A 21,718-nucleotide genomic window follows, 5' to 3' on the forward strand; every position below is an offset into this window, starting at 1 on the left:
CGACATGACCACCGACACCCCCGTCACCACCCCGCACAACGCGGGCACCACCGGCACCAGCGGCCGCATCAGCCTGGTGGGCATCGGCCCCGGCCACACCGACCACATGACCGCCCGCGCGCGCGCCGCCATCGCCGAGGCCGACGTGGTGGTGGGCTATGTCACCTACATCAAGCTGGTGGCCGACCTGCTGGACGGCAAGGAAGTCGTGCGCAAGGGCATGACCGAAGAGCTGGACCGCGCCGTTCAAGCGCTGGCCGCGGCCCGCGCCGGCAAGAAGGTGGCGCTGATCTCCTCGGGCGACGCCGGCGTCTACGGCATGGCCGGCCCGACCTACGAGGTGCTGTTCCAGGCCGGCTGGACGCCGGAGGACCACGTGGCGGTGGAGATCGTGCCCGGCGCGTCGGCCATCAACGCCTGCGCGGCCCTGGTCGGCGCGCCGCTGACGCACGACTTCTGCTCCATCTCGCTGTCCGACCTGCTGACACCCTGGCCGGTGATCGCGCGGCGCCTGGACGCCGCCGCCGCCGCCGACTTCGTGGTAGCGCTCTACAACCCCAAGAGCGGCCGCCGCACGCGCCAGATCGTCGAAGCGCAGCGCCTCTTCCTGCGCCACCGCCGGGCGGACACGCCGGTGGCGATCGTCAAGAGCGCCTACCGGCGGCGCCAGCACATCGTGCACACCACCCTGGACCAGATGGCCGACCAGGAGATCGGCATGCTCAGCACCGTGCTGATCGGCAACAGCAGCACCTTCCTGCGCTCGGGGCTGATGGTCACGCCGCGCGGCTACGCCAACAAGTACGACGTGGACCAGGGCTTCGAGACCCGCGAAGGCGAGAAGGCAGGCCGATCGCTCTCCAGCGGCCTGCTGGGCTGGATCGAGGGGCTGCGGGCCGAGCAGGCGGCAGGCGCGGGCCTGGTCGAACTCGCCAGCCGCCACAGCCTGCCTGCCGACTACATAGCGCAGGTGCTGGCGGCACCCGACGCGCCCGAAGCAGCCGACGCCGGCACCGAGGAAGCAGAACAATGAGCACCACGGAAAAGCCCCGCATCGGCGACTACCGACGGCACCTGCTGGTCTGCACCGGCGCACGCTGCACGCAGGACGGCGCATCGCAAGCGCTGTTCGACAGCCTGGGCGAGAAGTTCAAGGCCGCCGGGCTGCACGAGGGCGCGCTGCGCGTCAAGCGCAGCCGCGTGAGCTGTTTTGCGGCTTGCAAGGGCGGCCCCATCTTGTGCGTGCAACCCGACGGCACCTGGTACCACGGCGTGACCCCCGACCACATGGACCGCATCATCGGGCAGCACCTCGTGGGCGGAGAGGTGGTCGCCGATCTGGTATTCCACCAGGGACCGGGGGTCATCGATGGCGAGTGAGACACCGGCCGCTGGCTCGGTCTGCATCGTTGGTGCCGGGCCGGGACCGGCCGACCTGATGACGCTGCGCGCGCTGAACCGACTGCAACAGGCCCAGGTGGTGGTGCACGACCGGCTGATCGCCGAGGATGTGCTGGCGCTGATCCCGGCCACCGCCCGGCGGGTGTACGTCGGCAAGGCCCTGGGACACCACGCCGTCCCTCAGGAGGAGATCCATGCGCTGCTGGTGGCGCATGCGCGCCAGGGCCTGCGCGTCGTCCGCCTCAAGGGCGGCGACCCCTTCGTGTTCGGACGCGGTGGCGAGGAAGTGCTGGCGCTACAGGCGGCCGGCATTGCGTTCGAGGTGGTGCCCGGTGTGACGGCGGCCAGCGGCTGTTCGGCCGCCGCGGGCATTCCGCTGACACACCGCCACCTGGCGGCCAGCTGCGTGTTTCTGCCGGGCCATCTGGCGGACGCCCAGGCCAGCCACGACTGGCAGGCTCTGGCGCGCGCGGGGCAGACTCTGGTGTTCTACATGGGCGTTCAGCGACTGGCGCAGATCGCCCAGGCCTTGATTGCCCATGGACTACCGCCCGACACACCTGCGGCCATCGTCCAAGACGGTACCCGACCTACACAGCGTGTACTGGCCCACCCTTTGCGCCTGCTGGTCGAGATCGCTCCTCCGTATGGTCCACGACCGGGCTTGCTCATTGTTGGCGAAACGGTGCGACTGAGTCCGTCATATGAAGGAAATGCGCGTGTCTGAATGGGCGGCATGGGCGCTGACGCTCCTTGGAGCTGATCGATCCTGCAGGGTGCAGAAGGCAATTTGAGGATTCGGACACATTTGCGCCAGCCAAGGCAAGCGTTGCACTGCTGTATCAGCGGTCATTGAGTCGGACGCCACGGGTGACAGCAGACTGCCTTGACCAGACTCAGGCCCCCAGCCCTCCCGCGACACCGCTGCATGGAACAATTCAGCGATGACCGCCACCGCCCCTCACGCCTCACTCTCCGAAGCCCTGGGCCACGCCCCCGCCGACAAGCGCCTGGAAGTCCTGCGCCGCGTGGCAGAGACCGGTTCCATCTCGCAGGCCGCGCGCGACGCGGGCATCAGCTACAAGGCCGCCTGGCAGGCCATCGACACGCTGAGCAACCTCAGTGGGCAGACGCTGGTGGAACGCACGGTGGGCGGTTCGGGCGGTGGCGGGGCGCGCATCACGCCGCAGGGCCTGCAATTGCTCTCCCTGGCGGACGAGCTGGCGCGGGCGCGGGCGGCGGTGCTCTTGCGGTTCTCAGGCGGCGCCGCCTTGCCGATGGGCTTGGGCCTGCGCACCAGCATGCGCAACCAGCTGCCGTGCCGCGTGGAGGCGGTGGAGCCGGTCGGGCCCGACGACCCGGCGGTGCTGGTGCGACTGCGCACGCCGGGGCAGGCGCTGCTGACGTCCAGCATCACGCGCGAGAGCGCCGATCTGCTGGCGCTGGCCGCGGGGCGGGAGGTGCTGGTGCTGTGCAAGGCGACGGCGGTGCGCATCGGCCGCGGTGAGGTGGAGGATGCGGACGGTGGGTGTGCGCTGCCGGGTCGCATCGAGCGCCTCTCGCGCGGGCAGGGACGTGACGAGGTGGTGCTGTCGCTGGATGGCGGCGGGCAGTGGGTGGGTTTTGCCGAGCACCCGTTCCCTGCACGCAAGGGCCAGCGGGCGGTGGCCACCATGTCGTCCAGCGCGCTGGTGGTGGGCCTGGCGGGCTGAAGCATCGGCCGCCTTTGGCAGCCGCGTTCATATGAACGGGTGTGCCGTGGCAGCCTGACGCAATGCGCGCAGGTCTGGACCCGAATGGCGCAACCCTGCGTTTTGTGTTGTCAAAAAAAAGAGCATTCGTCTCAGATTGAGTCGCTCCTTCGCGGTGGCACGGATGTTGTGGACAGGAGCGTCAGCCGATCCGGCTTTGTTCACAACCACCCCTTTCAGAGGACGACACATGATCTACGCAGCTCCCGGCGCCGCAGGCGCCAAGATCACCTACAAATCGCGCTACGACAACTTCATCGGCGGCAAGTGGGTCGCCCCGGTCAAGGGCCAGTACTTCGATGTGATCTCGCCCGTCAATGGCAAGGTCTACACCCAGGCGGCCCGTTCCACGGCCGAAGACATCGATCTGGCACTGGACGCTGCGCACGCTGCGGCCGATGCCTGGGGCAAGACCGACGCGACCACGCGTTCGAACATCCTGCTGAAGATCGCCGACCGCCTCGAAGCCAACCTCGAACTGCTGGCCTACGCCGAAACCGTGGACAACGGCAAGCCGATCCGCGAAACCCTGAACGCCGACATCCCCCTCGCCGTCGACCACTTCCGCTACTTCGCAGGCTGCCTGCGGGGCGAAGAAGGTTCCATGAGCGAAATCGACGGCAACACCGTGGCTTACCACTTCAAGGAACCCCTGGGCGTCGTCGGCCAGATCATTCCCTGGAACTTCCCCATCCTGATGGCCGCGTGGAAGATCCCGCCGGCCCTGGCCGCCGGCAACTGCATCGTCTTGAAGCCCGCCGAATCCACCCCTATCAGCCTGCTGATCCTGATCGAGCTGATCGCCGACCTGCTGCCCCCGGGCGTGCTGAACATCGTCAACGGTTTCGGCCGCGAAGCCGGCATGCCGCTGGCCAACAGCAAGCGCATCGCCAAGATCGCCTTCACCGGTTCGACCTCGACCGGCCGCGTGATCGCCCAGGCCGCCGCCAACAACCTGATTCCCGCCACGCTGGAACTGGGCGGCAAGTCGCCCAACATCTTCTTCGCCGACGTGATGGACAAGGACGACTCGTTCCTGGACAAGGCGATCGAAGGCCTGGTGCTGTTCGCGTTCAACCAAGGCGAGGTCTGCACCTGCCCCAGCCGCGCGCTGATCCAGGAAAGCATCTACGACAAGTTCATGGAGCGCGTCTTGAAGCGCGTGGCCGCCATCAAGATGGGCAGCCCGCTGGACACCGACACCATGATGGGTGCGCAGGCTTCCAAAGAGCAGCTGACCAAGATCCTGAGCTACCTGGAACTGGGCAAGGCCGAAGGCGCGCAGGTGCTGATCGGTGGCGAGCAGGCCAAGGTCGGTGGCGATCTGGACGGTGGCTACTACGTGCAGCCCACGCTGTTCAAGGGCCACAACAAGATGCGCATCTTCCAGGAAGAAATCTTTGGCCCGGTGCTGGCCGTGACCACCTTCAAGGACGAAGCCGAAGCCCTGGAAATCGCCAACGACACGCTGTACGGCCTGGGCGCCGGCGTGTGGACCCGCAACGGCAACCTGGCCTACCGCATGGGCCGCGCCATCAAGGCCGGCCGCGTGTGGACCAACTGCTACCACGCCTACCCCGCGCACGCCGCCTTCGGTGGCTACAAGGAGTCGGGCCTGGGCCGCGAAAACCACAAGGCCATGCTCGGCCACTACCAGCAGACCAAGAACCTGCTGGTCAGCTACAGCGAGAACAAGCTCGGCTTCTTCTGATCCTCACCAGGGTTTCGGAGTGCGAGGGGAGGCGGGCAACCGCTTCCCCTTTTCGGTTTTCAGAACAAGGAGACAGACATGGTTGAAAAAGTCGTGGCGACACCGGCGGCGCTGGAACTGATCGAGTTCCTCAAGGCCAAGCACGGCCCCGGGCTGATGTTCCACCAGAGCGGCGGCTGCTGCGACAACAGCGCCGCCAACTGCTACCTGCTGGGCGAGATCACCATGGGCCAGGGCGACGTGTTCCTGGGCACCATCGGCGGTTGCGAGTTCTACATGAGCAAGTCGCAGTACGCGACCTGGCGCCACACGCAGCTGATCATCGACGTGATCGAAGGCCACGGCGGCACCTTCTCGCTCGAAGGGCCGGAAGGCAAGGCCTTCCACACCCGTTCGCGGGTGTTCACGCCGGAAGAAATGGTGCAGATCGAGGCGGAGGAACACGCGGCCGGGCACTGAACGGCCGCCCGGTGTTCCATTCCTGAACAGTGCGCTGGCCGGGGCGCATGGCATGGAACTTGTTGGAAGATCGGCCCCTTCCGGAGACAAGACCATGACCCCACGCCCCACCGTCGCCCTGCGGCGCCTGAACGCCGCGCTGCTCATGACCCTGGCCGGCACCGCCGGCGCCCAGACCCTGCAGGAGGTCGTCGTCAGCGCCTCGCGGCAGGAGCAGCAGAGCTTCGACGCACCGGCCTCGGTGCAGGCTGTGGGACAGGACGCCATCGAGGCGGCTGGGCCGCGTGTCAACCTGTCCGAGGTGATGACGCGGGTGCCCGGCATCACGGTGCTGAACCGCCAGAACTACGCGCAGGACCTGCAGCTCTCCATCCGCGGCTCGGGCTCGCGCTCGCCGTTCGGCATCCGCGGCGCCAGGCTCATCGTCGACGGCATTCCCGCCACCATGCCCGACGGCCAGGGCCAGGCATCGACCATCAGCCTGCCCTCGGCCCAGCGCATCGAGGTGCTGCGCGGGCCGCTGGCCCAGCTCTACGGCAATTCGGCCGGCGGCGTGCTGCAGGTGTTCACCGCCGACGGCCCGGCGAAACCCGAAGTCCGGTTCAGCGTGGATGCGGGTTCCGAACAGCTGCGCCGCTACGGCCTGCAGGCGGCGGGGCAGAGAGGTTCACTGAACTATGTGATCGACCACAGCGACTTCTCCACCGACGGCTGGCGCGTCAACAGCGCGGCCAAGCGCAAGCACACCAATGCCAAGCTGCGCTGGGCGCCCAGCGACGCCACGAAGCTCACCCTGGTGGCCAATTCGTTTGACCAGCCCGAATCGGGCGACCCGCTGGGCCTGACGCGCGAGCAGTTCGAAGCCAATCCGCGCCAGGCGGTGGCGAACTCCACGCTGTACAAGGCTGGCAAGGACGTGTCGCAGAACCAGGTCGGCCTGGTGGCAGAACACCAGCTGGATGCGAAGAGCGAACTCTCGGCGCGGGTCTACGCGGGCCAGCGCGACCTGGACAACCGGCTCTCCATCCCGCTGATGGCGCAGACCTCGCCCACGGCGGCCGGCGGCGTGGTGCAGCTGGACCGCAGCTACAGCGGCACCGGCCTGCGCTACGCCCGGCGCATCGCGGCGGGCGAGGGCGAGGTGCGGCTGAGTGCGGGCCTGGACCTGGAGCGCATGAGCGAGCGCCGCCGCGGCTTCATCAACAACCTCGGCGAGCCGGGCGAGCTCAAGCGCGACGAGGACGACAGCGTGGACAGCACGGGCGTCTACACCCAGGCCGACTGGGCGATCAACGAGGGCTGGAGCGCGGTGGCCGGCCTGCGCGCCAACCGGGTGAGCTTCAAGGTGAAGGACTTTTTCGTGCGCCCCGGCAACCCCGACGACAGCGGCCGCGCACGCTTCAACGCCACCAACCCGGTGATCGGTCTCACGCGCCACCTCAGCCCCGACACCAACCTCTACGCCAACATCGGCAAGGGTTTTGAGACGCCGACGCTGACCGAGATCGCCTACACGGCAGACGGCAGCGGCCCCAACCTGAATCTCAAGTCCGCGCGCAGCACCCACGTGGAACTGGGCCTGAAGACCAAGCTGGGCGAGGGCCAGCGGCTGGACGCCGCGCTGTTCCACATCGGCACCACCGATGAAATCGTGGTCGCGTCCAGCAGCGGCGGGCGCACGGTCTACACCAACGCGGGCAAGACCAGCCGTTCGGGCATCGAGCTGGCGCACAGCGCGCAGTGGAGCCCCGAGTGGCGCACGCACCTGGCGTTCTCCACGCTGAATGCCCGCTTCGACCAGGCCTTTGCCAGCAGCAGCGGCGCCACCGTGGCCAAGGGCAACCGCATTCCCGGCACGATGAACCGCACGCTGTTCGGTGAGCTGGTCTGGCAGCCGCGCGCCTGGCCCGGCTTCACGACCGCGCTGGAGGTCGTGCACCGCGGCTCGATGGTGGTGGACGACGTGAACAGCGACCGCACCGACGCGGCCACGCTGTTCAACCTGCGGCTGGGCTGGGAACAGAAGCTGGGCGCGTGGAAGCTGCGCGAGTACGTGCGCGTGGACAACCTGGCCGACAAGGCCACCATCGGTTCGGTGATCGCCAACGACGGCAACCGCCGCTTCTTCGAGCCGGCGCCGGGTCGGCAGTGGGGTGTCGGCGCCACGGTGAGCTACGCGTTCTGAACCCGGCCGGGGTTCAGAGCCCCGGCTTCTGCAGCGCCTTCAATACCTCTGTCTGGAAGTCCGGGCCTTCGGCGGCGGCCATGAAGGCGCCGATGGCGCCGTCGAAGCGCACCGTGCCCTGGTGCAGCAGCAGCAGGCGGTCGGCGGTCTTCACTTCTTCAATGAGGTGCGTGGCCCAGAGCACCGCTAGGCCCTGGTCGCGGCACAGGCCGCGCACCGTGTCCAGCAGTTGCTGGCGCGAGGCCGGGTCCAGGCCCACGGTGGCCTCGTCCATCAGCAGCAGGCGCGGGCGGTGCAGCAGCGCGCGCACCAGCTCCACCTTGCGCCGCGTGCCGCCCGAGAGGCTGCGCACCACGGCCTTGGCCTGGTCCTGCAGGCCGATGGCGGCGAGCTGCGCGTCGATGCGCTCGCGCGCCGTCTTGCGCGGGATGCCGTGCAGGTCGGTGTGGAACAGCAGGTTGGCCATCACCGTCAGGTCCAGGTCGAGCGCGCTCTGCTGGAACACCACGCCCAGGCCCGCGAGCGCGCGCGCGGGGTGCTGGCGCATGTCCTGGCCGAGCACATGGATCGTGCCCTGGTCGGGGGTGAACAGGCCGGTGAGCAGCTGCAGCAGGGTGGACTTGCCGGCGCCGTTGGGGCCGAGCAGGGCCACCATCTCGCCGGGTTGCATCGACAGGGTGACGCCCTTGAGCGCGGGTTTGCCGTTGTAGGCCTTGTGCAGGCCCTCGGCCTGCAGCACGGAGTTGAAGGCGGGCGGTGTGGGTTCGGTCATGAGGCGGTCTTGGCCAGCAGGTTCATGCGTGCGAGCAGCTTCTTTTCGCGTTCCACGGTGGCGAGCACCGCCTGGCGGTAGTCGCGCGTGCCCAGGTAATCGAGCGACTGATCGTACTTGGCGAGCGCGCCCGCATGACGTTCGCTGAACATGGCCTTGTGGAACACGTCGTGCAGCTTCTGCACCACCGCGGGCGGTGTGGCGGCCGGCGCGGCCAGGCCCCATGGCGAGGTGTAGACCGCCTGCGGATAACCCAGTTCGCGCATGGTGGGCGCGTCGGGCCAGCGCGGGTTGCGCGTGGCGTTGAAGGTGGCGAGCACGCGCATCTGGCCTTTCTCGACCCAGGGCGCGAAGCCGGTGGAGTTGACGCCCGCCATGATCTGCGCGCCCGCGATGGCCAGCATCTGGTCGGCCGTGCCCTTGTAGGGCACGTGCACGTACTTCACGTTGTGCTGCAGCAGGATCTCTTCCATCGCCAGGTGGGCGGTGGTGCCGATGCCGGTAGAGCCCAGGATCAGCTCACCGGGGTGTTTGATGGCCCAGTCGATCAGCTCGGTGGCGCTCTTGAACGGACTGCTGGCCGGCACCAGCAGGCCGAAGCTCACGCCCGAGACCTGCAGGATGGGCGCGAGGTCGGTCACCGGGTCCCAGGGCACGTGGTTCATCAGTGCGTGGCGGTAGACCGTGATGGGCACCTGGCCGATGGTGTGACCGTCGGCCTCTGCCGCCTTGAGCGCGGGCGCCACCAGCGTGCCGGCCGCGCCGGGCTTGTTGACCACCAGCACCGGCTGGCCCAGCAGCGGCTCGGCCTCTTCGCAGAGGATGCGGATCGTCAGATCGGTCTGACCGCCCGCGGGCCAGGGCACGATGAGCTGCAGCGGCTTGCTGGGAAAGGGCGCCTGGGCCCTCGCCAGCGGCGTCGCAGACGCCACGGCCAGCGCGCCGGCCTGGAACAGGATGTCGCGGCGCGTCGGGTGCCGGGCCTGGGTTGTGTCACGGCTCAGGGTTATCCCTGTGTCATTTTTGAACGCTGGGAACAGCGGTGTGTGTCTCATGGCGGGGCCTGATAGTCTCCTGTCCCTCGGAGCGCCCTCGGGACAGGGCATCTTGAGGCAAATTCTGTTCCCGCAACAGCCCATGGCCCACTGGCACCGAATTTGCAGAGGCATCGCGCGCCCGTGGCGATGCCCGCCCGGCCGCTGACCGTTTGACAACACCAAGGAGACAAAGACATGGCCCTCCGTGCCACCGCATTCCGCCGTTCCCTGCGCCCCCTGACCGCAGCCCTGTGCGCCGCCGGCGCCACGCTCGCCTTCAGCCTGCCCGCCCATGCCGAAAGCAAGGTCTACGTGTCCAGCGAGAAGGACAACAAGCTCTACGTGTTCAACACCGCGGGCGAGCGCCAGGGCGCCATCGACGTGTGCAAGCGCCCGCGCGACATGAGGTTCAACGCCGATGGTTCGCAGATCTTCGTGATTTGCGGCGACAGCAACGCCATGGGCGTGGTGGACGTGGCTGGCGGCAAGCTGGCCGGCACCGTGCCGCTGGGCGAGAGCCCGGAGATGTTCGACCTCAGCCCCGACGGCAAGACCGCCTACGTGTCGGTCGAGGACGACAGCGTGCTGGGGGCCTACGACATCGCAACGAAAAAGGCGGTGTTTGAAGTGAAAACCGGCGGCGAGCCCGAAGGCGTGCTGGTCACGCCCGATGGCAAAACCGCCTACGTGACCTCCGAAGTGGCCAACGTCGTCCATGTGATCGACCTGGGCACGAAGAAGGTGACCAAGAACATCAAGGTCGGCAAGCGCCCGCGCCGCTTCGTCATGTCGCCCGACGGCGGCGAGCTGTGGGTCACCAACGAACTGGACGCCACCGTGAGCGTGGTCGACACCAAGACCCACACCGAGAAGCAGAAGATCAAGTTCGAGGTCAAGGGCATGCGCCCGGCCGACATCACCCCCGTGGGCATGGCCATCAGCCCGGACGGCAAGAGCATGTGGGTGGGCCTGGGCCGCGCCAACCACGTGGCCGAGGTGGACGTGGCGAGCAAGGCGGTGAAGAACCAGGTGCTGGTGGGCAAGCGCGCGTGGGGCCTGGGCTTCACGGCCGACGGCAAGACCCTGTTCGTGGCCAACGGCCTGTCGGACGACATGACGCTGGTGGACACGGCGTCGGGCAAGGCACTGAAGACGGTGCCGGCCGGGCGTGTGCCGCACACCATTCTTGTGAGCAAATGACAGAGCCTGTGGCCCACCCCCATCGCTTGCCCACTTCGTGTGGCCGCTCCGCCCCTCAAGGGGCAATGCCTGCGGCCCGGCAAAGCCGGTTCCGCGGCATTCTGGGCTTGGGTTTGTGGTGTGCCTGCGTGTGGGCGTCGGTGCCTGCTCCAGCGCTGGCCGCCACCAAGGTCACCATCGCGGTGGTGTCGCTGGACGGCGACCCGCGCCACGCGCCGCGCCGGCTGGAGAAGGCCTACCCCGGCCACCCCACCGGGCGCGCCATCGACGGCGTGCAGCTGGCGGCCGAAGACTCGGCGTTTGAGCTGGACGCCGCCGGCATCGCGCTGGAGGTGAAGGACGTGGTGCTGCCCAACGCCGCGGGCCTGACCAAGGCCTTGGCCGAGCTGAAGGCCGCCAAGGTGCAGCACGTGGTGGCCGACCTGCCGGCCGCCGAATTGCGTGCGCTGGTGCAGGCGGCGCCGGCCGCGCTGGGCGGCGCCATCGTGTTCAACGCCGCGGCCGACGACGACGCGCTGCGCGGCGCGCAGTGCGCGGCGCACCTGCTGCACACCGTGCCGAGCCGCGCGATGCTCAGCGACGCGCTGGCGCAGTACCTGGCGGCGCGCAACTGGCGCAAGGCCCTGGTGCTGCAGGGCCCGCTGCCGGGGGACGCACCCATGCTGGAGGCCTTCAACCGCTCGGCCAAGCGCTACGGCATCAAGGCCACGTCCACCAAACCCTTCAAGCTCACCGGCGACCCGCGCGAGCGCGACCTGGGCAATGTGCGCCTGCTGACTGGCGGCGACCGTGAGCACGAGGTGGTGGCGGTGCTGGACAGCGACGGCGAGTTCGCGCGCACCGTGCCGTACGCCACGCAACTGCCGCGGCCGGTGGTGGGCGCCAATGGTCTGGTGGCCGTGCCCTGGCACCCGCTGTGGGAACGCAACGGCGGCCCGCAGCTCTCGCGCCGTTTTGCCAAGGAGCACAAGCGCCCCATGACTGGCCACGACTGGGCCGCCTGGATCGCGGTCCGTGCGGTGGCGACCGTGCTGGTGGACCTGCCCAAGGCGCCCATCGCGCAACAGCTCAAGACCCTGCGCGGCGGGCCGGTGGCGGTGGACGGCTTCAAGGGGCCGCGCCTGTCGTTCCGCGCCTGGGACGGGCAGCTGCGCCAGCCCATCTTCCTCAGCCACGTCGACGGCGTGGTCGGCGTGGCCCCGCTGGACGGCGTGCTGCACCCCAGGGAAGTCATGGACACGCTGGGCGTGGACGAAGCGGAAAGCGCATGCAAGCAGCGGCCCTGATCACCCCCGACCCGACACCCGCGCTGTTGCCGCACCTGCTGCGCGCCCTGCGCGCGGTGGTGGGCCGCGAGATCGGTCGCTTCCTGCGCCAGCCCTCGCGCCTGGGCTCGGCCCTGGTGCGGCCGCTCCTGTGGTTCGTGGTGTTCTCGGCGGGCTTCCACAACGTGTTCGGCGTGGCGATTGCGCCGCCCTACGAGACCTACGTCGAATACAAGGAATACATGGTGCCCGGCCTGCTGGGCATGGTGGCCCTGTTCAACGGCATGCAGAGCTCGCTCTCCATGGTCTACGACCGCGAGATGGGCGTGATGCGCCTGCTGCTCACGGCGCCGCTGGCGCGCGGCTGGCTGTTGGCGTTCAAGCTGCTGGCCGGCACCGCACTGTCGGTGCTGCAGATGGTGGTGTTCCTGGTGATCGCCTGGGCCTTCGGCGTCGAGCTGCCGCTGCTGCACCTGCCGGCCGCGCTGCTGGCCATGGTGTGCGGCGCGGTGATGCTGGCCTCGGTGGGGCTGGTGCTGTCGGTCTACGTGAAGCAGCTGGAGAACTTCGCCGGCACGATGAACTTCGTGATCTTCCCGATGTTCTTCATCAGCCCGGCGCTGTACCCGCTGTGGAAGCTGGAGGAGTCGGGCGCCTGGTGGCTGCTCAAACTGGCGCAGGCCAACCCCTTCACCCACGCGGTCGAGGCGATCCGCTTTGCGATGTACGGGCAGTTCAATGGCACCGCCTGGGCGGTGGTGCTGGGCTGCACGGTGGTGTTTTTTGTCGCCGCGCTCTGGGGCTACGACCCGCAACGCGGCTCGATCAGCAAGAAGCCTGGCGGTTGAGCCAGGCCCGGAGATCCAGCCATGCGCCTTGCTTCCAACCGCCGCCAATGGCTGCTGTCGACCGCCGCCCTGGTCGGCGGGGCAGCGCTGGCGCAGGACGACCAGACCGGCGGCGATCCGCTGGGCTCGATGCAGTACCCGAGTCTGCGCGAGCAGACCATTGGCAGGGCCAAGGCGACGTTCAGCGACGCGGTGATCGTCAAGGGGCCTGCCTTCGCCGACGACGCGATGAACGTGCCGCTGCTGGTGGATGCGCGGGCGCTATCCGCGGTCGGCGGTGGGGTGGTGCGCATCAAGGTGTCGGTGGACCGCAACCCGGTGCGCCAGGTGCTGGACTTCGAACCGCTGCGCGCACTGCCCATGCTGGCCTTCCGCATCCGTATGGAGCAGGCCTCGCCGGTGCGCGCCTTCGTGCAGACCAAAGACGGCCAGTGGCACGTGGGCAGCACCTGGGTGCAGGCGGCGGGCGGCGGCTGCACGGTGCCGGGCATCACACGGGCCGACGGTTCCTGGAGCAAGACCCTGGGCCAGGTGCAGGCGCGCTTCTTCAACAACGTGATCGAGGGCAGCCGCCGCCTGCGGCTGCGCGTGATGCACCCGATGGACACCGGTCTGGTGGCGGGCATCCCGGCCTTCTACATCGAGCAGATGGAGCTGCAGGACCCGGGCGGCCAGCCCTGGTGGCGGCTGGCGCTGCACGAACCGGTGTCCGAGAACCCGCTGATCACCTTCGAGCTGCCGCCCGTTTCGCCGCCGGCCTTCCGCCTGCTCGGCCGCGACAACAACGGCAACCGCATCGACGCCGAGGTGAGGGCATGAGGCGCCTGGGCGTGGCCGCGCTGTGGGCACTGTTGGCAACCGCGGCCTTGGCGCAGCCGGTGGCCGTGCCACCGTTTGCCTCCAAGCCCGACATGGCCCGCTCGGACTACGACCTCAAGCCGCGCCAGATTGCCCCGGGCTCCTGGGTGATCGAGGGTGAGGTGGCCGACTTCTCGCGCGCCAACGGCTGCAACATCATCAACACCGCCTTCATCGACACCGGCGACGGCGTGGTGGTGATCAACACCGGGCCGTCGCGGCTGTACGGCGAGCAGCAGCGGCGGGCCATCGAGCGACTGACCAAAGCCCCGGTGCGCAAGGTGCTGCAGCTGAATCTGCACCCCGACTATTTCTTCGGCCACCAGGCCTGGGCCGACCGGCCCACCGAAGCGCTGGCCGGCACCATTGCCGGCGCGCGCGCCGAGGGCGGCGCCTACGCCGACAACCTGTACCGGCTCTGTGGCGACTGGATGCGCGGCACCGAGTCCACGCCCTCGCGCGAGGCCATCGACCCCAAGAACCTGCCGCAGACACTGTCACTCGGAGCGCACAAGCTGGAGCTGATGCGCCTGCACGGCCACACCGCCGACGACCTGGTGGTGCTGGACACCACCACCGGTGTGCTCTTTGCGGGCGGCCTGGTGTTCACCGAGCGCGTGCCGACCACGCCGCACGCCGACTTCGCCGCGTGGCTGGCCAGCCTGGACACGCTGGAGCAACTGCTGGCCACTGGCAAGGCCAAAACCGTGGTGCCCAGCCACGGCCCGGTGCACGAGGGGCTGGCCGGCCTGCGCCAGACGCGCGACTGGCTGCAGTGGCTCACGAACCTGATGCAGACCTCGGCCGAGCGCGGCCTGGACCTGGGCGAGGTGCTGCGCACGCCGGTGCCCGAGCGCTTTGCGAAGTGGGCCGCACAGCCCGCGGAACTGCAGCGCTCGCTGACCCAGTGGTACCCGCGCTACGAGCAGCGCGTGCTGGCTGCGCCGGCCAGGTGACACATTTTTGAACAGTGTCACAGAGGTGTCCCGGCCACTGTGGCACGGTTGGCGCAGCTGATGCCTTCGAGGACCGCTCCCGGGGCCTCCAGCGCGCTCAAACGTCGGTGTAAACCCTAGGCCTTTCGGGGCCGGCCCGCTGGCACGGATGTTGCCCTTTGCTGTCTGTGATGTGTACGCCAGGCACCGGAGGGTCGGAGCCACGAGCGGTCCGGCGGCACCCACCACAGAAAAGCCATCAACCCTCGAACGAGCAGGAGACCCACAGTGAAACGCACCCTACTGAGCCTTTTGGTCATGGCCGCCACGGCCCACGTCAGCGCCCAGGGCGTGACCGACGCCATGATCGCCAACGACGCCGCGACGCCCGACAACGTTCTGAGCTGGGGCCTGGGCACGCAAGGCCAGCGCCACTCCACCCTGACGGGCATCAACGCCAAGAACATCAACAAGCTGGTCCCGGTGTGGTCCATGTCCTTCGGCGGCGAGAAGCAGCGCGGCCAGCAAAGCCAGCCGCTGGTCCACAACGGCAAGATGTTCGTGACCGCGTCCTACTCGCGCATCTACGCGGTGGACAGCAAGACCGGCAAGAAGCTCTGGAAGTACGAGCATCGCCTGCCCGAGGGCATCATGCCCTGCTGCGACGTGATCAACCGCGGCGCCGCCCTGTACGACAACCTGGTGATCTTCGGCACGCTGGACGCCCAGCTCGTGGCCCTGGACCAGGACACCGGCAAGGTGGTGTGGCGCGAGAAGATCGACGACTACTCTGCGGGCTACAGCTACACCGCTGCGCCCCTGATCGCCGAAGGCCTGCTGATGACCGGCGTGTCCGGCGGTGAGTTCGGTGTGGTCGGCCGCGTGGAAGCGCGCGACCCCAAGACCGGCAAGATGGTCTGGACGCGCCCGGTGGTCGAAGGCCACATGGGCTACAAGGACGGCAAGGAAAACGGCATCACCGGCACCACCAACGCCACCTGGCCCGGCGAGACCTGGAAGACTGGCGGCGCGGCCACCTGGCTGGGCGGTACCTACGACCCCAAGACCAAGCTGGCCTATTTCGGCACCGGCAACCCCGGCCCCTGGAACAGCCATGTGCGCAAGGGTGACAACCTGTACTCCGCGTCGACCGTTGCCATCGACGTGCAAAGCGGCCAGATCAAGTGGCACTACCAGTCCACGCCCAACGACGGCTGGGACTACGACGGCGTGAACGAGTTCGTGACCTTCGACATGGACGGCAAGCGCGTCGGTGCCAAGGCCGACCGCAACGGCTTTTTCTACGTGAACGACGCCGAAACCGGCAAGCTGCTCAACGCCTTCCCCTTCGTGAAGAAGGTGACCTGGGCCACCGGCATCGACCTCAAGACCGGCCGTCCGAACTACGACCCGGCCAACCGTCCTGGGGACCCGACGGCCGCCGGCGGCGACGGTGCCAAGGGCAAGTCGGTGTTCTCGGCCCCCGGCTTCCTGGGTGGCAAGAACCAGATGCCGATGGCCTACAGCCCCAAGACCGGTCTGTTCTACGTGCCCACCAACGAATGGGGCATGGAGATCTGGAACGAGCCCATCACCTACAAGAAGGGCGCGGCCTATCTGGGCGCCGGCTTCACCATCAAGCCGCTGTTCGACGACCACATCGGTTCGCTTCGCGCGATCGACCCCAAGACCGGCAAGGTGGCCTGGGAAGTCAAGAACGAGGCCCCTCTCTGGGGTGGCGTGCTGACCGCGGGTGACCTGGTGTTCTGGGGCACGCCCGAGGGCTACCTGAAGGCCGCCGACGCCAAGACCGGCAAGGTGGTGTGGCAGTTCCAGACCGGCTCCGGTGTGGTGGCGCCTCCCATCACCTGGACGCAGGATGGCGAGCAGTACATCTCGGTCGTGTCCGGCTGGGGTGGTGCGGTGCCACTGTGGGGTGGTGAAGTGGCCAAGAAGGTGAACTTCCTCGAACAGGGCGGCTCGGTCTGGACCTTCAAAGTCATGAAGTGACCCCCCTGCGCCGCTGACGCGGCTTCCCCCCTGGGAGGGGGGACCACACCAGAGGCCCGGCGGAGCCGGTTCCTCGGTGTGTGCTGGATGGGGCACTTCCTCCGATGATGTTCTGGAGGGGGCCCTGTCCATTTTTTCGTCTGTCGTTTTTCTGGTTATTGATCATGCGCACTCTCCTCCTCACTTCCAGTCTTCTCCTCGCCGCGGGTGCCGCGCATGCGGTCGATGAAGCGGCCGCGATCGAGCTGGCCAAGAACAATGGCTGTCTGTCCTGCCACTCGGCCAAGGAAAAGGTCGTCGGCCCCGCCTACAGCGACGTGGCCGACAAGTACAGGGACGACAAGGACGCCGTGGCCAACCTGGTCCAGGCGATCCAGTACGGCAGCAAGGGCAAGTGGGGCCGCATCCCCATGCCTGCGCACCCGAACATGAGCGCGGCCGACATCAAGACCCTGGCGCAATGGGTCATGACCGCCAAGCACTGACCGCTCTGGCCGCGGCGCTCTGCATGGGCGCCGCGGTGGCACAGCCGGTCCTGCCCGAGGGCGAGAAGTCCCTCGTGGCGGTTGCGCGCGACGGCCAGCGCACCCGCATCGGCACCGTGACCTTCGGTACGCCCAGCGGAGGCCGGGCCAGCTTCCAGGTGAAGATGGACCACTCGGTGATGCGCGACCACTTCCTGTCGATGCGCGAATTCAAGTGCCTGCCGGCGGCGCAGGAGATCACCTGCTTCGTGCCCTATCCGTACCCGCACCCGGGCACGGTGGGCGTTGGTGACTACGCCTGGCTGGAACACAACCTGCTGTTCTTTTTCAAGCAGCCGGCCGACTTTGGCGCCAAGCTGTGGAACGGTGTCATCTTCAAGTTCGCACCGACGCCCACCGGGCTGGTGGGCACGCCGCAGGCTGTGGATCTCAACCGCATCGGCGTGCCGCCGGAAAAAGCCGACGAGCCGCCCTACGGCCGCTTTGACCGCGACGACTTCGCGCCCGGCGCGCGCTGGGTGCAGGAACTGCGGATCGAGTGAAGAGGGTGTGGGCGCGCGGCCCGCGCGCCCATCTCAATCCTTGTCGCAGTCCGATTTGCCCAGCGCGTCGCAGTCGTCGTCGCTCTCGTCCGAGTTGTCGTCGTCGTGGTCGTCCCCATCGTCATGGTCGTCGCCATCGTCGTCGTGGCAATCGGACTTGCCGGTGGCGGTGCAGTTGTCGTCGTTCGCATCGTCATCGGACTCATCGTCACCGTCTTCAATCTTGACGCGGCTGGCCACCAGGACGCCGTTGGTCATGGTGCCGTAGACCTCGACGCGCATGCCCACGCTCAGCGTGCGCGGGGCGGCGCTGGCGTCCACGGGGATGCCGTCCACGCTGAAGCTGGCGGGGCTGGCGTAGGCCGTCACGCGGCCTTCCAGTTCGTTCGGGTTGGCGTTGTCGTCGTCGCGGTCGTCGCTGTCATCGAGTTCGACCTTGCTCGCCTGCAGCGTGCCGTTGACCATTTCGCCGTGGACCTCCACGCGGCTGCCGGTGGTCATGCCCTGGGGCGTGGCGCTGGAGCCACTCGCATCCACCGGAATGCCATCGACGCTGAAGTTCTGTGGGCTCTCGTAGCTGGTCACGGTGCCGGTGAGGGAGCGGCCGCTGGCGGTGGTGCTGCTGCTGTCTCCGCTGCCACCACCGCAGGCGGCCAGGCCTGCAACCAGCAGGGCGGTGATGATCAGCCGCCCTGCGGTCAAGGACAAGCGGGTGGGCGTGGTGGGGGTGTGCGTCATGGTGAAGGTTCCTCGGTGTTGTTGTGAATGACGGCCATGCAACGCACGCCAGCGGGGTGTGGCGCAGTCGCTCGCGTCGGCGCACAAGATCAGGGGCGAGCATTAAGACAGGCTGAAATGGCAAAGGGTTTTTCAAGGCTTACCTTTGGTTGCGCCGCATCCGGCCAGGGCGCTGGCCTGTAACAAACGGACACCCAGGGTGGTACCCCGGTGGGTAGCATTCGTGCTCCGTCAACCACACAGGACAACGACTATGAAGACACCCCACACCACCTCTCTGACCAGTGGCCTGCTGGCCGTCGCCGCGGTGGTCTGCATGGGCGCAGCCTCGGCCGCCGACGTGGTGGTGACCGTCGGGACCACCCCGACGCCGACACCCACCGCGCCGACCACCTCGCCCTCGGCTCGCCAGCAGGAACTCACCATGCAGCTGGCCAAGGCCGATCTCAGCAAGCAGGGCATCACCGAACCGACCACAGAACAACTGGCCCTGGCGGCCAGCAACGTGCAGGCGCTTCGCGACCAGGGCATGGGCTGGGGCGCCATTGCGAACAGCCTGGGTCTTCGCCTGGGGGCGGTGGTCAGCGCCGCCAACCGCGCCGATCAGGCCGAGAAAGACGCTCTGCGCAAGACCAAGCCGCGCGACACGGTGAGCACCGATGCGCCCGAACAGGACCGCGTGGGCCTGGCCCTGGGACGTCCGTCCGATGCGGGCAAGGGCCGCAGCGACGGCGCTGGCTCGTCGGGCAACGCGGGTGGCGGCAAAGGCGGTGGCAACGCCAGCGGCGGTGGTGATGGTGGCGGCGGCAAGGGCGCCGGCAACTCCGGCAATGCGGGCGGTGGCAAAGGTGGAAGCAACGCCGGTGGCAACCGTGGCGGCAACAGTGGCGGCAAGGGTGGTGGCAACGGCGGCGGAAACGGCGGGGGCAAGGGCGGCGGAAAGAACTGATCGCTGACGTGGGCCGGGTTGCTCAGCGCAGCTGCTCGGCCCGCAGCGTGCCGCCGGTCATGAAGCCCGCCGGCACTTGCTCTTCGCGTTCCAGCTTCACCAGCCCCTGGCCTTTGCAGTACCACTCGCGGCTGATCAGGGGCACGTCGGTGAAGCCGTTCACTGGGTCGGTGTAGAGATTCAACCGGGCCTGGCCCACCACGCGCAGGCAGGGTTGGTGCGCGCTGCCGTCGGCCAGCGTCACCATGTCGTCCACCGCCTCGATGCGCCAGGTCATCTGCACCTTGTGCGTGTACTTCAGGTCGCGCGGGTGTTCGTTCCTGCGTTGCAGGAGGTAGGGCACGGTGGCCGTGGTCCATTCGGTGCCGACCGCGTAGGGCGCCTTGAGCACCCACATGGGTTCGGCATCGGCCGTCGGTTCGCTGTCGATGTCGGTGCGGGTCGCGATGCGGCGCACGCCCTGGTCGTCGACCTTCAGGTAGTAGCTCACACCGGCCGAATGATGCCGCACCGCGACCGGTTGGTCCTGGAACACCACAGGTTCGTCCACGCGCATCACCCACTGTTCAGGATCGCGCGGCTCGTCCATCTGGTAGCTCACCGACATCGTCTGTTCGTCGCCCACGCGCAGCGGGAACCACTCGCTGCCCATGTCACGGCCGCTGCAGGCGGCCAGCAGCGCCAGCGGTGCGCAGAAAAGCAGGTGGCGGCTCATTTTTCGGGCAATTGGGCGCGGGGCAGGTCGCGCAGCTTGATCTCGACCTTGTCGTTGCCCGCCGGGCGCAGCCAGGGCAGGCTGCCGGTGCCGCGCTTCGGTTCGGTTTCGCCCAGCTGGGTGTTGCCGTCGCGCGCCTTCTTGATGCCGTCGCCCAGGATGCGGTGCAGGTCCTTCTCGTAGGGCAGCTTGAACTGGCGGGGCATGGCCAGCGGCGCATCGTCCTTCATCGGATGCACCCAGAGAAAGATGGCGCCTTCGTGGCCACGGCCGGGGCTGGGTTCGTCGAACACCGCCGAGAGCAGCACGAACTGACGCGGCAGCTCGTCCTCGGCCGGCCAGCCGGCCAGGCCGCGGAAGGTCTGGAACGAGAACACATAAAAGCCGCTGACCAGCACGACCAGCGAGGCCTTCAGGCCCCAGTGCCAGCGTGTGCCCAGGCACAGGATCAGCAGCAGGAAGGCCAGCAGCGCGTAGGCGATGGACAGCAGCAGCAACTGGGAGGAGACGGCAGGGATCATGGTTCTTGTTGTGGTGGGGTTCAGAGCCCGGCGCGCTGCACGATGGTCTTGGGAGTCGTGGAAAGGTCCAGAACCTGTCCCGCCTCGTCCAGCGTGAAGCGCACCAGGGTGCGTTCGTCGCCCTTGCGCGGGATTTGCTGGGTGCCGGTGTAGACGATCTCGGCCTGCGGATTGACCTTCACCACCGCCACCGTCACCTCCACGGGCTGCAGGTCGCCGCTGTCGTAGTAGTGGGCGTTCACCACGTATTCGCCGGGCACGATGCCACGCAGGGTGACGATCTCCTGCCGGATGGCGCTGCTGATCAGCTTGCCGTTGACCAGCACGCTGTTGTTCTTGGCGCCGCGGTCGTCGCGGTCCAGGTGCAGCATGCCGGCGTCGCGCTGGCGGAACCACAGCGTCTTGCCGCCGGGTTCGAGCACCCAGGTGTCCACGTCGTTGGGGTTGTTGTCGGGCCAGGAGACCGTGACCATGAACTCGGCCTTGGCCGGCACGTCGCCCGCCTTGCGGGCCTGCGGGTTGAAGGCCAGGATGGCGATGACAAAACAGAAGACGAAGGCGATCAACATGTTGAACAACATGTCGTAGAACGGATCGGCCTCGGTGTCACGAATCGGCCGGCCGATCGCCATCGCGCAGTCCTTCGTTCGTGAGCGAGAGCGCCAGCGCGTCGGCCACCAGAGCGTCGGCAAAGCGGTCCAGCCGCATCAGCTGCAGGCCCAGCAGGATGTTGCCGGTCAGGCCCGTCACCGTGGTCAGCAGCGCGATGCCCAGGCCACCCGTTAGGCTCTTGAGCAGCTGTGCGCTCTGGCTCGGGTCGAAGCTGTCCATCTGGCCCAGTTGCAGCGCGAGGATGGAAAAGCCGATCACCTTGCCCAGCAGGCCTAGCTTAAGCTGGATGCCGTTGAGCCACCAGGCCATCTCGTGCGGACCGTGCGCGCGCTCGCCCAGCACCTGCAGCCAGGACGCCCGGTCGGCGCCGGGCCGTGCAGAACCCTGCAGGAACTCGCTGCTCCATCCGTGCGCCTGGCCCTCGTCGAGTGCGCTGCGCTGGCGGCCCAGGTCCCAGGCGCGGCGCCCGGCCCAGAGCGAGCAGCCGATGAACAGCACCACGATCACCAGCGTGAGGTGCGTCGGGTCGGCCTCCACCAGCCGGTGCCAGGCCCCCGCGCGCCAGAGCAGCCAGGCCGCGAACACCAGCACCCCCATATAGGCCAGCCAGAGCAGGAACAGGCCCTGGTCCGCGCGTTCCACGTTCAGCGTGGGCCGGGCGGCACCCGGCAGGCGCCGCACCAGCAGCGCGCCGAACATGTGGTGGGTGGAGGTGTTCATGGGT

At 68.1% G+C, this 21,718-nt stretch carries 23 protein-coding genes; 16 read left to right on the forward strand and 7 right to left on the reverse strand.

The window, feature by feature from the left end; genetic code table 11:
• The first annotated feature begins 4 nt into the window (after positions 1–4).
• From cobJ to DD542_RS16290, 7 genes are all read left to right on the forward strand, one after another.
• A complete protein-coding gene (gene cobJ / locus DD542_RS16260) occupies positions 5–1,033 on the forward strand; it encodes a precorrin-3B C(17)-methyltransferase (RefSeq protein WP_127806356.1) in 1,029 nt (342 codons plus the stop codon).
• Positions 1,030–1,380, forward strand: a complete 351-nt coding sequence (locus DD542_RS16265) for an NAD(P)H-dependent oxidoreductase subunit E (protein WP_127806357.1) — start codon at positions 1,030–1,032, stop codon at positions 1,378–1,380. The genes cobJ and DD542_RS16265 overlap by 4 nt, the downstream gene beginning before the upstream one ends.
• A complete protein-coding gene (gene cobA, locus DD542_RS16270) occupies positions 1,370–2,128 on the forward strand; it encodes a uroporphyrinogen-III C-methyltransferase (RefSeq protein ID WP_066155599.1) in 759 nt (252 codons plus the stop codon). Before DD542_RS16265 ends, cobA begins: the two co-directional genes overlap by 11 nt.
• Positions 2,129–2,345: 217 nt before the next feature.
• Positions 2,346–3,113 carry a TOBE domain-containing protein gene (locus tag DD542_RS16275; protein ID WP_127806358.1) on the forward strand — a complete coding sequence of 256 codons (768 nt, stop codon included), beginning with the start codon at positions 2,346–2,348 and terminating at the stop codon, positions 3,111–3,113.
• A gap of 229 nt (positions 3,114–3,342) precedes the next feature.
• Positions 3,343–4,863 carry an aldehyde dehydrogenase family protein gene (locus DD542_RS16280; protein WP_127806359.1) on the forward strand — a complete coding sequence of 507 codons (1,521 nt, stop codon included), beginning with the start codon at positions 3,343–3,345 and terminating at the stop codon, positions 4,861–4,863.
• A 78-nt stretch (positions 4,864–4,941) separates the two neighbouring features.
• Positions 4,942–5,322 carry a DUF779 domain-containing protein gene (locus tag DD542_RS16285; RefSeq protein ID WP_127806360.1) on the forward strand — a complete coding sequence of 127 codons (381 nt, stop codon included), beginning with the start codon at positions 4,942–4,944 and terminating at the stop codon, positions 5,320–5,322.
• 94 nt (positions 5,323–5,416) lie between these two features.
• On the forward strand, positions 5,417–7,507 hold the full coding sequence (locus DD542_RS16290; RefSeq protein WP_164868416.1) for a TonB-dependent receptor: 2,091 nt from the start codon (positions 5,417–5,419) through the stop codon (positions 7,505–7,507).
• Between the two features lie 13 nt (positions 7,508–7,520).
• Here DD542_RS16290 and DD542_RS16295 read toward each other — a convergent pair whose 3' ends face one another.
• Positions 7,521–8,279 (reverse strand): ABC transporter ATP-binding protein, encoded by a 759-nt coding sequence (locus tag DD542_RS16295; RefSeq protein WP_127806362.1) that lies wholly within the window; start codon positions 8,277–8,279, stop codon positions 7,521–7,523.
• A complete protein-coding gene (locus DD542_RS16300; protein WP_164868417.1) occupies positions 8,276–9,334 on the reverse strand; it encodes a tripartite tricarboxylate transporter substrate binding protein in 1,059 nt (352 codons plus the stop codon). Before DD542_RS16300 ends, DD542_RS16295 begins: the two co-directional genes overlap by 4 nt.
• A 177-nt stretch (positions 9,335–9,511) precedes the next feature.
• Here DD542_RS16300 and DD542_RS16305 point away from each other — a divergent pair, with 177 nt between their 5' ends.
• The 8 genes from DD542_RS16305 (at position 9,512) to DD542_RS16340 (ending at position 17,459) form a co-directional block, all read left to right on the forward strand.
• Positions 9,512–10,516: a PQQ-dependent catabolism-associated beta-propeller protein gene (locus tag DD542_RS16305; RefSeq protein ID WP_066155616.1), complete on the forward strand. Its 1,005-nt coding sequence runs from the start codon at positions 9,512–9,514 to the stop codon at positions 10,514–10,516.
• Between the two features lie 128 nt (positions 10,517–10,644).
• Positions 10,645–11,802 (forward strand): ABC transporter substrate-binding protein, encoded by a 1,158-nt coding sequence (locus DD542_RS16310; protein ID WP_241559577.1) that lies wholly within the window; start codon positions 10,645–10,647, stop codon positions 11,800–11,802.
• Entirely contained in the window at positions 11,784–12,629 is an 846-nt protein-coding gene (locus DD542_RS16315; RefSeq protein WP_127806365.1) for an ABC transporter permease, read from the forward strand. The genes DD542_RS16310 and DD542_RS16315 overlap by 19 nt, the downstream gene beginning before the upstream one ends.
• A 21-nt stretch (positions 12,630–12,650) precedes the next feature.
• On the forward strand, positions 12,651–13,448 hold the full coding sequence (locus DD542_RS16320) for a quinoprotein dehydrogenase-associated SoxYZ-like carrier (RefSeq protein ID WP_127806366.1): 798 nt from the start codon (positions 12,651–12,653) through the stop codon (positions 13,446–13,448).
• A complete protein-coding gene (locus DD542_RS16325; protein ID WP_127806367.1) occupies positions 13,445–14,443 on the forward strand; it encodes a quinoprotein relay system zinc metallohydrolase 1 in 999 nt (332 codons plus the stop codon). Before DD542_RS16320 ends, DD542_RS16325 begins: the two co-directional genes overlap by 4 nt.
• A 297-nt stretch (positions 14,444–14,740) precedes the next feature.
• Positions 14,741–16,432, forward strand: a complete 1,692-nt coding sequence (locus DD542_RS16330; RefSeq protein WP_066156046.1) for a PQQ-dependent methanol/ethanol family dehydrogenase — start codon at positions 14,741–14,743, stop codon at positions 16,430–16,432.
• Between the two features lie 164 nt (positions 16,433–16,596).
• A complete protein-coding gene (locus DD542_RS16335; RefSeq protein WP_066155633.1) occupies positions 16,597–16,917 on the forward strand; it encodes a c-type cytochrome in 321 nt (106 codons plus the stop codon).
• Entirely contained in the window at positions 16,893–17,459 is a 567-nt protein-coding gene (locus tag DD542_RS16340; protein ID WP_127806368.1) for a hypothetical protein, read from the forward strand. Before DD542_RS16335 ends, DD542_RS16340 begins: the two co-directional genes overlap by 25 nt.
• A 33-nt stretch (positions 17,460–17,492) precedes the next feature.
• On the opposite strand, the gene DD542_RS16345 is transcribed toward DD542_RS16340, so the two are convergent.
• Positions 17,493–18,197, reverse strand: a complete 705-nt coding sequence (locus DD542_RS16345) for a DUF5666 domain-containing protein (RefSeq protein ID WP_127806369.1) — start codon at positions 18,195–18,197, stop codon at positions 17,493–17,495.
• Positions 18,198–18,450: 253 nt separating this feature from the next.
• On the opposite strand from DD542_RS16345, the gene DD542_RS16350 reads away from it, so the two are divergent.
• On the forward strand, positions 18,451–19,146 hold the full coding sequence (locus DD542_RS16350; protein WP_127806370.1) for a hypothetical protein: 696 nt from the start codon (positions 18,451–18,453) through the stop codon (positions 19,144–19,146).
• Between the two features lie 22 nt (positions 19,147–19,168).
• Here the strand turns inward: DD542_RS16350 and DD542_RS16355 are convergent, their stop codons facing one another.
• The 4 genes from DD542_RS16355 to DD542_RS16370 are packed head-to-tail and all read right to left on the reverse strand — an operon-like array spanning position 19,169 to position 21,714.
• Positions 19,169–19,861, reverse strand: a complete 693-nt coding sequence (locus tag DD542_RS16355) for a hypothetical protein (protein ID WP_127806371.1) — start codon at positions 19,859–19,861, stop codon at positions 19,169–19,171.
• On the reverse strand, positions 19,858–20,382 hold the full coding sequence (locus DD542_RS16360) for a hypothetical protein (protein WP_066155650.1): 525 nt from the start codon (positions 20,380–20,382) through the stop codon (positions 19,858–19,860). Before DD542_RS16360 ends, DD542_RS16355 begins: the two co-directional genes overlap by 4 nt.
• A gap of 20 nt (positions 20,383–20,402) precedes the next feature.
• Entirely contained in the window at positions 20,403–21,014 is a 612-nt protein-coding gene (locus tag DD542_RS16365) for a hypothetical protein (protein WP_127806372.1), read from the reverse strand.
• Positions 20,989–21,714 (reverse strand): hypothetical protein, encoded by a 726-nt coding sequence (locus tag DD542_RS16370; protein WP_206610685.1) that lies wholly within the window; start codon positions 21,712–21,714, stop codon positions 20,989–20,991. The genes DD542_RS16365 and DD542_RS16370 overlap by 26 nt, the downstream gene beginning before the upstream one ends.
• Between the last annotated feature and the right edge of the window lie 4 nt (positions 21,715–21,718).

Source organism: Hydrogenophaga sp. NH-16 (assembly GCF_004006415.1).
GTDB lineage: Bacteria > Pseudomonadota > Gammaproteobacteria > Burkholderiales > Burkholderiaceae_C > Hydrogenophaga > Hydrogenophaga pseudoflava.

Bases quoted from the DNA above. Each gene is read 5' to 3' on its own strand.
- cobJ (WP_127806356.1), top strand. From the start codon at position 5: ATGACCACCGACACCCCCGTCACCACCCCGCACAACGCGGGCACCACC.
- DD542_RS16265 (WP_127806357.1), top strand. From the start codon at position 1,030: ATGAGCACCACGGAAAAGCCCCGCATCGGCGACTACCGACGGCACCTG.
- cobA (WP_066155599.1), top strand. From the start codon at position 1,370: ATGGCGAGTGAGACACCGGCCGCTGGCTCGGTCTGCATCGTTGGTGCC.
- DD542_RS16275 (WP_127806358.1), top strand. From the start codon at position 2,346: ATGACCGCCACCGCCCCTCACGCCTCACTCTCCGAAGCCCTGGGCCAC.
- DD542_RS16280 (WP_127806359.1), top strand. From the start codon at position 3,343: ATGATCTACGCAGCTCCCGGCGCCGCAGGCGCCAAGATCACCTACAAA.
- DD542_RS16285 (WP_127806360.1), top strand. From the start codon at position 4,942: ATGGTTGAAAAAGTCGTGGCGACACCGGCGGCGCTGGAACTGATCGAG.
- DD542_RS16290 (WP_164868416.1), top strand. From the start codon at position 5,417: ATGACCCCACGCCCCACCGTCGCCCTGCGGCGCCTGAACGCCGCGCTG.
- DD542_RS16295 (WP_127806362.1), bottom strand. From the start codon at position 8,279: ATGACCGAACCCACACCGCCCGCCTTCAACTCCGTGCTGCAGGCCGAG.
- DD542_RS16300 (WP_164868417.1), bottom strand. From the start codon at position 9,334: ATGAGACACACACCGCTGTTCCCAGCGTTCAAAAATGACACAGGGATA.
- DD542_RS16305 (WP_066155616.1), top strand. From the start codon at position 9,512: ATGGCCCTCCGTGCCACCGCATTCCGCCGTTCCCTGCGCCCCCTGACC.
- DD542_RS16315 (WP_127806365.1), top strand. From the start codon at position 11,784: ATGCAAGCAGCGGCCCTGATCACCCCCGACCCGACACCCGCGCTGTTG.
- DD542_RS16320 (WP_127806366.1), top strand. From the start codon at position 12,651: ATGCGCCTTGCTTCCAACCGCCGCCAATGGCTGCTGTCGACCGCCGCC.
- DD542_RS16325 (WP_127806367.1), top strand. From the start codon at position 13,445: ATGAGGCGCCTGGGCGTGGCCGCGCTGTGGGCACTGTTGGCAACCGCG.
- DD542_RS16330 (WP_066156046.1), top strand. From the start codon at position 14,741: ATGGCCGCCACGGCCCACGTCAGCGCCCAGGGCGTGACCGACGCCATG.
- DD542_RS16335 (WP_066155633.1), top strand. From the start codon at position 16,597: ATGCGCACTCTCCTCCTCACTTCCAGTCTTCTCCTCGCCGCGGGTGCC.
- DD542_RS16340 (WP_127806368.1), top strand. From the start codon at position 16,893: ATGGGTCATGACCGCCAAGCACTGACCGCTCTGGCCGCGGCGCTCTGC.
- DD542_RS16345 (WP_127806369.1), bottom strand. From the start codon at position 18,197: ATGACGCACACCCCCACCACGCCCACCCGCTTGTCCTTGACCGCAGGG.
- DD542_RS16350 (WP_127806370.1), top strand. From the start codon at position 18,451: ATGAAGACACCCCACACCACCTCTCTGACCAGTGGCCTGCTGGCCGTC.
- DD542_RS16355 (WP_127806371.1), bottom strand. From the start codon at position 19,861: ATGAGCCGCCACCTGCTTTTCTGCGCACCGCTGGCGCTGCTGGCCGCC.
- DD542_RS16360 (WP_066155650.1), bottom strand. From the start codon at position 20,382: ATGATCCCTGCCGTCTCCTCCCAGTTGCTGCTGCTGTCCATCGCCTAC.
- DD542_RS16365 (WP_127806372.1), bottom strand. From the start codon at position 21,014: ATGGCGATCGGCCGGCCGATTCGTGACACCGAGGCCGATCCGTTCTAC.
- DD542_RS16370 (WP_206610685.1), bottom strand. From the start codon at position 21,714: ATGAACACCTCCACCCACCACATGTTCGGCGCGCTGCTGGTGCGGCGC.